The following is a 10,675-nucleotide window of genomic DNA, read 5'->3' as shown; positions in this document are numbered from 1 at the left end:
TCCAAAAAGCTCAAGCTGATGGCCGCCCGGCGCATCCGTGTCCGGAACCGCCCGAACCCCCGAAATAAGTGCCCGCAGCGACCCCGTCGCCTCCCGCCGCACCTCTGGTGCATTCAGGGCGCCAGCAAGATCTTCGATCAGCTCCCGGTACCGGGACGACAGGCTCGGGTGCAGCCGCAGGGCAGTGGGCTCCGGGTTGTCCGCGATGACCGCCTTCAGGCGGGCCTTCTCTCTCCAGTTCAGACATCTTGTCCTTCATCGAGGCCGTGTACATGCCGTCCTCAATAGCGGTCAGGATGTTTGAGATCCGGCTCTCCGCCTTCTTGAGAGAGCGTTCGGCCTTCTGCCGGTCCTGGCAGGCCCCCGTGGCGGCGTCGTTGAACGCCTTGCGGTAACCCTCCGCGAACTGCGCCAGCAGGTCCGGTGCCAGCAGGCGCTGCTTCAGCCCGGAAAGCACCCGCTCTTCCACTTCTGCCCGGCCGATGGTGGCGCGGTTGGTGCAGACCGCAGCGCCCATGGTGCGGGCACCTGCGCAGCCGTAGCGTGTCTTGTTGATCAGCGTGTAGCTGGCGCCGCAGCAGGCGCAGCGCAGGAGGCCTGACAGCAGGTAGGTTGGGCGGCGCGCGCGTTCCAGCTTCGGCCGTTCCGTCAGAACACCCGCCGGGTTCATCGCTTGCCGCACCTCCCCCTGGCGCGTCTTCACCGCCTGCCAGAGCTGATCATCCAGAATACGAAGCTGTGGGACTTCTTCGATCTTCCAGTCTTCGGGCGGGTTGAGGCGTGACAAGCGTTTGCCGGTGTCCGGGTTGGTATCATAGGTCAGCCGGTTCCAGACCAGGCGCCCGATGTACAGCTCGTTGTTCAGGATACCGGTGCCGCGCTTGATGTGCCCGGAGACCGTTGAGGGGTTCCAGACTCCGGTGCCCTTGCCGCTCTGGGGAGCAGGCACTGCTTCGGCGTTCTGCGCGGCAGCGATTGAGCGCGCGGAAAGGCCGTCTGCGTAATCCTGGAAGATCCGGGTGATGACGGCGGCCTCGTCCGGCTCGATCTCCCGGTCGCCGGTGCTGACCGTGCCGTCGGGCAGGATCTCACGCTTCACCCGGTAGCCGTAGGCAATCTCGCAAGCAGATTTGCCCCTGGCAATGCGTCCTTCCAGCCCGCGCCGTGTCTTCTGGGCCAAGTCCCTGAGGAACATGGTGGACACCAGCCCGCCGATCCCGACCTTCATGTCATCCAGCTCATTCTCCGAAGCCGTGTGGATCTTGACTCCGAAGAAGTTCATGCGCTTCAGCAGGCTTGCGGAATCCGCCATGTCCCGCGAGAGCCGGTTCTGACTCTCGGCGGCAATGACGTCGTTCCCGCCACGTTCTGCAGCCTGGATCAGGTACTGGTATCCCGGACGCAGGGCATTCTTGCCGCTGAGCGCGTGATCCGTGAAAACTTCCGTTACCTGCCACCCCTTCTGTTCGCACACCCCCAAAAGACCGGGCAGAATATCGCGACACGACCATGCGACAGTTGCGGACAGCGCTCCGATGAGCATCGCAGGCACACTCATTTTCTAGTTGCCCCAAATCAGGTGGCAGCCAAATGGTCCAACCGGCGCTCCTAAGTAAGCTCCAACCCTGTTTTGACTGCAAACCATTTGCGCAGGGCTGGCTGTTCGATCTGCGGCCATTATCAGCCGTTACAGACGGAGGACATGTACCGAACAATGAGCATGGCGAACGACGAACGCGGCGGTCGAACCCAGAAAGAACTCCTTCATCCCGGGTTTGTGCGAGGCAAGGACGATACAGTCGATTTTGTGTTTGTTGGCATATTCCGTTATCGCGCGGCCCGCTGACTGGCTTTCCAGAATGACGGAGTTCACATCCGCTTCTCCCTGCAACCGGTCAGCCAGGCTTGCCTGGGCTTTCTGGTAGGATTTTTCGACAACATTTTGCTCCATGTAATACATGATCTGCTTGTTCGGCGGCTCGTGAATATGGGCTGCGGTGATCATTCCACCCTCGGACAGAAGCGCACGTGCCGTGGAGAGTGCCTGTTCGCTGATGCCATGTTCCAGGGAAAGCGCTACGAGTATGTTGCTATACATGGTATTCCTCTTGTGTTCAGTTTCTGGGGCTGAAGGTTCGCGGCTGCCTGTCCGGCATCCGCCGCCGGCAGGGGAGCGCCCCCGGTCCGGGGGGCGCAGGAATAGGTGGCCCCCTTATTTGCTGAGCAGGAGGTCGGGCAGGAAGAGCGCCAGTTCCGGGACAAAGGTCGTCAGCATCAGCGTCGGCAGCCAGGCAAAGACGATGAAGATCAGCGTCGGCCACAGCATGCGCGAGACCGGTTCGTCACAGACCTGGGCACCAAGATAGAGAAGCGGCGCCGTGGGTGGTGTGATGTTGGCCATGCCCAGATTCACGCCGATCACGGCAGCAAAATGGATCGGGTCCATTCCGGTGCTCTGCGCGATGGGCAACAGGATCGGGGTCGCCAGAAGCAGGCCCGAGATATCATCCATCAGCATCCCGATCAGGATCATCACGATGTTGATCATCAGCAGGATCACAATCGGGTTGTCAGATACGGAGTAAACCAGATCTTTGGCCAATTGCGGTGCGCCCTGCGAGATCAGGTTGTCCGACACGATCAGCACCATGAAGATCATGACCATCACCACACCGATTGTGACGCCGGAATTCTGGATGGTCTGAGCCAGCGTTTTCCAGGTCAGGCCGCGGTAGAAGTAGATCGCAATCGGGATCGAATAGACCACGGCGATACCGGCGGCTTCGGTCGGGGTCATGATACCGCCGTAGATTCCCCCCAGAATGATCAGCGGCATCATCAGGGCAGGTCCCGCCAGGCGCGCCTGGCGGCCAAAGGTGGGCAGAAAAGGCCTGGGGCGTTCTGTCAGGTTAATGCCATCGTATTTCCGCAGCATGAACTGGTTCACGACGATCAGCAGGGTGATCAGTATGAACGCGGGGATCACGGTGGACAGAAAGCATTTCAGCACGTGCTGCTGTGCCACCCAGCCATACAGGATATGCGACGAGCTTGGCGGGATCAGGAGGCCCAGAGGGCTTGCTGCCACGATCAGAGCGGCCGACTGCCCGCCGGGATAGTTGGCCTTTTTCAAGTGCGGCATCATGATGCCGCCGATGCAGGTCAGGGTGGCGTTGGCGCTGCCGGAAATCGAGCCAAAGACCCCGCAGGCCAGGACGCCCGCAGCGCTCAGCCCGCCCTTGATATGGCCGATGAACATTTCGGCGAGTGAAACCAGAGGCGCCGCGATCCGGCCTTTTTCCATGATGCCGCCCGCAATCATGAACAGCGGGATGGCCAGCAGAACCAGCGACCGGATTCCCGTGGACCCCGTCGGCAAATACCCTGTGATCGACTGATCACCGACCATGGCAATGAAAATCAGGACGGCCCCGAAGGCCACAAAAACGCTGACCCCAAGAAGCAGCATGGCGCAGACGATAAGAAGACTACCGGTGATGATCATTTTGCGGCCTCCTTGGCAGCAGCTGATTTGAGCGGGAGACCGAGACCCTGACGGATATGCACGTACAGATACGCGGTGGTGAACATCGCCATGAAGCCAAAGGCGGCCATGATCCCGATCCGCCAGGTGACAAAGGGGATGCGCAGCACAGGGGTTGCGCGCAGCCGCGGGAACGAGAAGTCGTCAAGCAGCGAGACATAGCACGCGTACATTAGAAACAGGATCACCAGCAACTCGACCGTCAGCACGATGAACCCGCGCCACCAGATCATCCGCGGGTTTTGGATGACGATGCCCAGAATATCCGCGTTGATATGCAGATTGCGCGCAGAGGCCAGAACAGCACCTGCAAAGAAGCCCACGATGCTAATGCCCAAAAGCCATTCTTCGTAGGCGAAAAGATCGCCGCCAAAGCCGTATCTGATGACAACAACCGCGCCAAAGGTGAATGCCATCAGGAACCCTGACACCATTACAATCTGTCTCATGACAAATGCGATCGCCTTCATCGGGTAGCCAATGATGACCGGCAATTCGTCGGTTATTTTGTTCCGAATGCCGTGAACTTCGTTCCCGGCGGCTGGTGGTTGTTCGCTTACCGAAACGGACATCTTTCTCCCTCCCATTGTTTCGCTCAAGAACAAAAAAGGGCCAGCTGGTCTGCCGGCCCCTTTCCTGATCATTTGTTCTTGGCTGCCAGCAGGCGGTCGATGATGTCCTGACCAACGCTTTTTGCCATCTGCGGCCAGACCGTTTCCTGAACATGCGCGGCCATCGCAGCCTGTTCTTCATCGCTCAGGCGAAGGATGGTGTAGCCTTTATCAAGCAGCTTCTGACCGAAAACCTCGTCGTTTTCTCGGTTGTAGCTGAAGAAATCATTCGACGCTTTGGTTAGAGCTGCCTGCAACGCGTCACGCTGTGCGTCATTCAGCTTGTCCAGCGTCCGCTGCGATGCATAGAACGTTGTTAGTTCGGAGATCGAGTTGTACTCGACGAAGTGGGTGCCGACATCCGACTTGGCGAAGATGGAGTAGGTCGCGGTTTTGGTGCAGCAGATCGCACCATCGACGATACCGGCTTGAAGCGCGGGGAAGATGTCCCCCCATGCCATGGTTGTTGCCTGGTAGCCCAGTTCTTCAACCATCGACTTCACAACGCTGGACGACCAGACACGAATGTTCATGCCTTTGTCTTCAAAGCTGCTCCAGTTCTGGGGCTCTTGCGAAGCAACGATGCCGATGAACCCTTCAGGGTTTTGAGCCATCACCCGGACGCCGTATTCGTCGGTGATCTCCTGCAGGATGGTGTTGAACTCGGAATCCATGTTGAGCAGCGTATTTTCCATGTCATCCCATCCTCCAAGCAGGAACGGCATGGACAGGAACTCAAGGCGCGGATCGGTGTCGGCGTAGATAAAAGCGGAAGCCAGATCGATGTTGCCGCGGGCGACATCTTCGAACAAGGCTTCACCGGAACCGAGCTGGTTTGCAGGGAACACGTCGATCTTCAGGCCAACATTGGCTGCTGCAACATCTGCGGCAACCTGTTCCATCATTTTTGTGCCCTGGTGGTCGATCGGGAACACGCCAGCAAAACGCAGGGTCATGTCTTCGGCGAAAGCCGCGGTCGACATCAGAGTGCTCAGCGCGCCAGCGGCCAGACCTTTGGTAAACTTGTTGAAACTCATCGGGTAGTTCTCCTCCTGTTTGACGAACAACGCCCGCACAACGGTATTCTGTTGCGGGCGCGGATTTGCTTAAGTCAGCAAATTTCTGGGGTCCTCGAAGCCGTATCCGAGGTCATCGGCCACGGCCTTGCAGGTCACCTCGCCGTAGGCCACGTTCAGGCCATTCAGCAGGTGATGGTTGTCGGCCAGCGCTTGCCGCCAGCCCTTTTTCGCAATGGCGATGGCATGCGGCAGGGTCACGTTGTTCAGCGCATAGGCCGAAGTCCGGGCCACCGCGCCGGGCATATTGGCGACGCAGTAATGCACAACATCATCAACGACATAGGTCGGGTCTGCGTGTGTCGTTGACTTGGAGGTCGCAAAGCAGCCGCCCTGGTCAATGGCAACATCCACGACCACTGCACCGGGTTTCATTTTCGCAATCAGATCACGCGAAACAAGCTTGGGTGCGGCGGCGCCGGGGATCAGAACCGCCCCGATCACGAGGTCGGCATTGGAAACCTCTTCCTCCAGCGCGGCCTGGGTTGAGTAAACCACCTTGGCGGATGCCTCAAAATGGTTTTCGAGCTTTTCCAGAACGGCCGGGTTACGGTCCAGAATGGTGACGTCAGCGTGCAGGCCAACGGCCATCTGCGCCGCGTTGAAACCGACAACACCGCCGCCGATGACAACAACATTGCCGGGCTTCACCCCAGGCACACCGCCCAGGAGAACCCCGCGCCCGCCCTGGGCCTTTTCCAGGGCACCGGCACCGGCCTGGATCGACATCCGGCCTGCAACCTGGCTCATTGGCTTCAGGAGCGGCAGACCGCCATTGTCGTCCGTTACTGTTTCATAGGCGATGCAGACCGCGCCAGAGTTCACCAGATCTTTGGTCTGCTCCGGATCTGGAGCCAGGTGCAGATAGGTATAGAGGATCTGCCCTTCGCGCAGCATCGCACGCTCCGCTGCTTGCGGCTCCTTCACCTTTACGATCATTTCGGCGTGGGCAAACACCTCGGCTGCGCTTGTCGCGATCTCCGCACCAGCAGCACGATAGGCATCATCATCCGCACCGATGCCCAGACCCGCACCGGTTTCGACCAGCACCGCATGACCGTTCGTGATCAGCTCAGCCACGCTCTCGGGCGTAAGCCCGACGCGGTATTCGTGGTTTTTGATTTCCTTGGGTACGCCAATGTACATCGTTTTCACTCCAGGAATGAGAGGCTTACTTGGCCGTCGGCATGACGAATTCAGCACCTTCCGAGATGCTTTCAGGCCAGCGCTGCATGATGGACTTCTGCTTGGTGTAGAAGCGGACGCCCTCTTCGCCATAGGCGTGCATGTCGCCGAACAGGCTCTTTTTCCAGCCGCCGAAGCCATGCCACGCCATCGGCACCGGGATCGGAACGTTGACGCCGACCATGCCGACCTGAACCTGTTTGCCGAACTCACGCGCGACGTTGCCGTCCCGGGTGAACAGCGACACTCCGTTGCCGAACTCGTGGTCGTTGATCAGCTGCAGGCCTTCGGCAAAGTTCGGCACGCGGACACAGGCCAGAACCGGGCCAAAGATCTCTTCGCGGTAAATCTTCATGTCCGGGGTGACGTGGTCGAACAGGGTGCCGCCCAGGAAATAGCCGCCTTCGTGCCCTTCGACGGTGTAGCCGCGGCCATCGACCATAAGGTTGGCGCCTTCTTCGACGCCGCTATCAATATAGCCCTTGATCCGGTCGCGCGCGGCGGCGGTGACGATCGGGCCCATTTCTGCGTCCAGTTCGAGACCGTTCTTGATCTTCAGGGTCTCGGCGCGTTCTTTCAGCACCGGCATCAGCTTGTCCGCGGCATCGCCAACCAGCAGAGCAACCGAGATGGCCATGCAGCGCTCTCCGGCCGAGCCATAGGCTGCACCGATCAACGCGTCGGCGGCCTTGTTCATGTCGGCATCAGGCATCACCAGCATGTGGTTCTTGGCCCCGCCCAGGGCCTGGACGCGCTTGCCGTGGCGGGCGCCGACTTCGTAGATGTAGTTGGCAATCGGGGTCGAGCCGACAAAGGACACGGCCTTGACGTCGTCATTTTCAAGCAGCGCATCCACGGCCACCTTGTCGCCCTGAACGACGTTGAACACGCCATCGGGGAAGCCTGCCTGTTTCATCAGGTCGGCATAGAGCAGCGAAGCCGAAGGATCGGTCGGCGACGGTTTCAGAATGAAGGTATTGCCTGCGGCGATGGCGATCGGGAACATCCACATCGGCACCATGACCGGGAAATTGAAGGGCGTGATCCCGGCCACGACGCCCAGGGCCTGGCGTGTGGTCCAGTTGTCCATGCCGGTGGACACCTGCTCCGTGTAATCACCCTTAAGGAGCTGCGGGATGCCGCAGGCAAACTCGATGATATCAATGCCGCGCTCGACCTCGCCCTGGGCATCGGTGAAGACCTTGCCGTGCTCGACAGTGATGGCGCGGGCCAGGTCGTCCTTGTGCTGACGCACCAGCGCCAGGAAATTGTTCATCAGCCGGGCCCGGCGGATCGGCGGCGTGTTCGACCACGCAGGAAAGGCCGCCTTGGCCGCAGCAACCGCAGCGTTCACGGTTTCGACGGTTGCCAGGGACACATCGCCGGTGTGTTCGCCGGTTGCAGGGTTATAGACAGCCTGGGTGTTTTCGCCGTCGGGAACTGTGTTTTGGCCACAGATATAGTGGCCGATCGAAGCGATCGGGGCAGCATCTTTCATGATTGCAGTCCTTTGGATTTAGAGGGGAAAGGTCACGGAAGCTCAGCCAGAACTTTGCCAAGTGTCTGAACAAGCGTGTTGATTTCAGGTTCCGAGATGATCAGCGGCGGAGAAAGTGCGATGATGTCGCCGGTCACACGGATCATGATCCCAGCGTCCCAGGCGCGTTTCATCGCGTCATAGGCCCGCGCACCCGGCGCGCCTTCGCGCGGGGCCAGTTCGATGGCGCCGACCAGCCCCAGGTTCCGGATGTCAATGACATTGGGCAGGTCTTTCAGGCTGTGAAGCTGATCCTCCCAAGGCTGCGACAGCAGTGCCGCGCGGCGGAACAGGTCGTTCTGCTCATAGCTTTCCAGCGCGGCCAGTGCGGCTGCGCAGGACACCGGGTTGGCCGAGTAGGTGTAGCCATGGAACAGCTCAATCGGCGCATCGGCGTTTTCCATGGCAGAGTTGTAGATTGCGTCGGACACGATGACCGCCCCCATCGGGATGACGCCGTTTGTCAGCCCTTTGGCAGTGGTGATGATGTCCGGATTAACGCCGAAATATTCCGACGCGGTCGCTGAACCCAGCCGGCCGAAAGCGGTGATGACCTCGTCAAAGATCAGCAGGATGCCATGCCGGTCACAGATCTCGCGCAGCCGTTGCAAATACCCCTTGGGCGGCAGCAGCACACCGGTGGACCCTGCCATCGGCTCGACGATGACGGCCGCGATGGTCGAGGCATCGTGCAGTGCCACGATGCGCTCCAGATCATCGGCCAGTTCGGCGCCATGCGCGGGGCAGCCGCGGGTGAATGCGTTCTTTTCCAAATCTTGAGTATGACGCAGGTGATCAACCCCAGTCAGAAGCGTGCCGAAATGCATGCGGTTCTTCACGATGCCCCCGACCGAGATGCCGCCGAAGCCGGTGCCATGATAACCGCGTTCACGCCCGATCAGACGGGTGCGGGCACCGTCGCCGCGCATCCGGTGGTAATGCAGCGCGATCTTGAGCGCGGTGTCGACGGATTCAGACCCGGAGTTGGTGAAAAACGCGTGGTTCATCCCGTCCGGCATCATCGCCGTCAGCTTGCCCGCCAGCTCGAACGCCTGCGGGTGGGCAAACTGGAAGTTCGGAGCGTAGTCCAGCTCGTGAACCTGCTTCTGCACTGCCTCTACAATCAGCGGATCACGGTGGCCTGCGTTGACGCACCACAGCCCCGCGGTGCCATCCATGATCCGGCGGCCGTCCGAGCTGGTGTAATACATCCCTTCGGCAGACTGGATCATGCGGGGCTCGCGAAGGAAATCACGATTGGCCGAAAACGGCATCCAGAAAGACGACATGGTATTTGACTGAACGGGCATGTCCATTCCTCGCAAGGCAGATTATTATTTGATGAGAGATACTTGCAAAGTTTCAGCTTTTCGCACACCCGGCTTTGTAGGAATGTGTAAGTCATTGAAAAACTGATCGGGCCGGCCTAAGGTGCTTTCGATCAGAAGCAGGAAATCACAATGGGCGACTCTTCGGCACCCGATCTGGAAACCGCAAGACGCCTGCGATTGATTCGAACCTCAAAAGGTCTCAGCCAACGCGAGATGGCCAAGCGCGCGGGGGTGGGAAGCGGTACGATTTCTCAGATCGAGAGCGGATCAACCCAGCCTTCAGTGGCTCTGCTCAAGAAAATTCTCGCAGGTGTCGATGTTAACTTGGGCTTTTTCTTCAGCTTCGAACTGAAGAACGAGGACAACTTTTTCTTTCCTCACAGCGGCATGCGGGACCTGGGGTCGCCGGGCGTATCCTACCTGCTGGTCGCAGGTGAGCGGCGGAATCGAAAGCTGCAGATGCTGATTGAAGAGTACGGTGTCGGTGCAGACTCAGGCCGTGGAGCCCTGTCGCATGAGGGCGAAGAATGTGCGGTCGTAATTGAGGGGCGTCTGGAAGTAACGGTAGATGGACAATCCCGAATTCTAGGCCCAGGAGACGCTTATTACTTTTCCAGCATCCTGCCACACCGGTTCCGCAACGCCGGGGACAAGGTGTGCAAAGTCATCAGCGCGTGTACGCCATCATCGTTCTAGGCCGGGGCGAGTGTCCGGGGCAACGATGTTCCAAGATGATTTTTTCAGGTGGTTTCGGCCCCTGTGTCCAAACCTTTGGTTTCAGAGAGTTCATAGAATTGTGCCGACTTTAACTATGTCACGTAGCCTGGGCTCCGGTTATCTGAGGATGCTGCGTGGCACAGGAACGGCTGTCTGACCAAGCTGCACCGCGACGGCTATAGGCGGGGCGAACGACGGCTTTGCTCCGGACTTGCTTCGGCCAATGGCGGCTTTGCGCGCGTTGTGCAGTTTCACAGTTTCAACTCCGCTGCACCCGGCGTGAATGGCTGAGATCTCCGCTGCACCGCAGGCCGGTTTACCATGCCAGCGCAAAAAAATTCTTCCACTTTGCACGTGCAGCACAATTCTGACAGGTCCGGATAGGGCTCATGCCGCAAGTTCGCCGCGCCCGACCTGAATGGCTGATCTCCGTGACAGAGGCTGTTCGCCTGGTCGGGCTTGGACTTTCAGTGACGGGACAAAGCGGGCTTTCGCCGCATACGCGGCATCGGCACTCAGAAGCAGCAGCTTTATGCGAGGGTGCCGACTTTGCAAAGCCAGTTTATTTGAATTGCCTTGAAAGTGACCATGCTGCGCCACTGCAATTCAAAGCAGACGGGTGCGTCAATGTTGCCCGTCACCGCCATGGGTTGTATACATTGCTCATTTGCGGC

Annotated in this window: 9 protein-coding genes; 1 reads left to right on the top strand and 8 read right to left on the bottom strand. The window is 59.3% G+C overall.

Annotation, left to right across the window (positions count from 1 at the left end; genetic code table 11):
• Positions 1-10: 10 nt before the first annotated feature.
• From RA26_RS17950 to RA26_RS17915, 8 genes are all read right to left on the bottom strand, one after another.
• Complete coding sequence (locus RA26_RS17950) at positions 11-1,543, bottom strand: recombinase family protein (RefSeq protein ID WP_241482681.1); 1,533 nt, start codon at positions 1,541-1,543, stop codon at positions 11-13.
• Between the two features lie 144 nt (positions 1,544-1,687).
• The gene (locus tag RA26_RS17945; protein ID WP_039185939.1) at positions 1,688-2,098 is read right to left on the bottom strand and encodes a universal stress protein; all 411 of its coding nucleotides are present in this window, start codon (positions 2,096-2,098) and stop codon (positions 1,688-1,690) included.
• 114 nt (positions 2,099-2,212) lie between these two features.
• Entirely contained in the window at positions 2,213-3,505 is a 1,293-nt protein-coding gene (locus RA26_RS17940) for a TRAP transporter large permease (protein ID WP_039185937.1), read from the bottom strand.
• Positions 3,502-4,116, bottom strand: coding sequence for a TRAP transporter small permease (locus RA26_RS17935; RefSeq protein WP_193747638.1), 615 nt, complete (start codon positions 4,114-4,116; stop codon positions 3,502-3,504). Before RA26_RS17935 ends, RA26_RS17940 begins: the two co-directional genes overlap by 4 nt.
• A 68-nt stretch (positions 4,117-4,184) precedes the next feature.
• Positions 4,185-5,192 carry a TRAP transporter substrate-binding protein DctP gene (gene dctP, locus RA26_RS17930; RefSeq protein WP_039185934.1) on the bottom strand — a complete coding sequence of 336 codons (1,008 nt, stop codon included), beginning with the start codon at positions 5,190-5,192 and terminating at the stop codon, positions 4,185-4,187.
• Positions 5,193-5,261: 69 nt separating this feature from the next.
• The gene (ald, locus tag RA26_RS17925; RefSeq protein ID WP_039185931.1) at positions 5,262-6,377 is read right to left on the bottom strand and encodes an alanine dehydrogenase; all 1,116 of its coding nucleotides are present in this window, start codon (positions 6,375-6,377) and stop codon (positions 5,262-5,264) included.
• A 25-nt stretch (positions 6,378-6,402) separates the two neighbouring features.
• The gene (locus RA26_RS17920; RefSeq protein WP_039185928.1) at positions 6,403-7,914 is read right to left on the bottom strand and encodes a CoA-acylating methylmalonate-semialdehyde dehydrogenase; all 1,512 of its coding nucleotides are present in this window, start codon (positions 7,912-7,914) and stop codon (positions 6,403-6,405) included.
• A gap of 32 nt (positions 7,915-7,946) precedes the next feature.
• On the bottom strand, positions 7,947-9,269 hold the full coding sequence (locus RA26_RS17915; RefSeq protein ID WP_039185926.1) for an aspartate aminotransferase family protein: 1,323 nt from the start codon (positions 9,267-9,269) through the stop codon (positions 7,947-7,949).
• Positions 9,270-9,413: 144 nt separating this feature from the next.
• Between RA26_RS17915 and RA26_RS17910 the strand changes: the two genes are divergently transcribed.
• On the top strand, positions 9,414-9,980 hold the full coding sequence (locus tag RA26_RS17910; RefSeq protein ID WP_052254122.1) for a cupin domain-containing protein: 567 nt from the start codon (positions 9,414-9,416) through the stop codon (positions 9,978-9,980).
• Positions 9,981-10,675 lie beyond the last annotated feature (695 nt).

This window comes from Leisingera sp. ANG-M7 (assembly GCF_000813965.1).
GTDB lineage: Bacteria > Pseudomonadota > Alphaproteobacteria > Rhodobacterales > Rhodobacteraceae > Leisingera.
Note: the sequence above shows the minus strand (reverse complement) of the source record. Positions and strands in the feature narration are given on the sequence as shown.

Coding starts and splice junctions, on each gene's coding strand:
- RA26_RS17935 (WP_193747638.1), bottom strand. CDS start 4,116: ATGTCCGTTTCGGTAAGCGAACAACCACCAGCCGCCGGGAACGAAGTT.
- RA26_RS17920 (WP_039185928.1), bottom strand. CDS start 7,914: ATGAAAGATGCTGCCCCGATCGCTTCGATCGGCCACTATATCTGTGGC.
- RA26_RS17910 (WP_052254122.1), top strand. CDS start 9,414: ATGGGCGACTCTTCGGCACCCGATCTGGAAACCGCAAGACGCCTGCGA.
- RA26_RS17915 (WP_039185926.1), bottom strand. CDS start 9,269: ATGGACATGCCCGTTCAGTCAAATACCATGTCGTCTTTCTGGATGCCG.
- RA26_RS17945 (WP_039185939.1), bottom strand. CDS start 2,098: ATGTATAGCAACATACTCGTAGCGCTTTCCCTGGAACATGGCATCAGC.
- ald (WP_039185931.1), bottom strand. CDS start 6,377: ATGTACATTGGCGTACCCAAGGAAATCAAAAACCACGAATACCGCGTC.
- RA26_RS17940 (WP_039185937.1), bottom strand. CDS start 3,505: ATGATCATCACCGGTAGTCTTCTTATCGTCTGCGCCATGCTGCTTCTT.
- RA26_RS17950 (WP_241482681.1), bottom strand. CDS start 1,543: ATGCTCATCGGAGCGCTGTCCGCAACTGTCGCATGGTCGTGTCGCGAT.
- dctP (WP_039185934.1), bottom strand. CDS start 5,192: ATGAGTTTCAACAAGTTTACCAAAGGTCTGGCCGCTGGCGCGCTGAGC.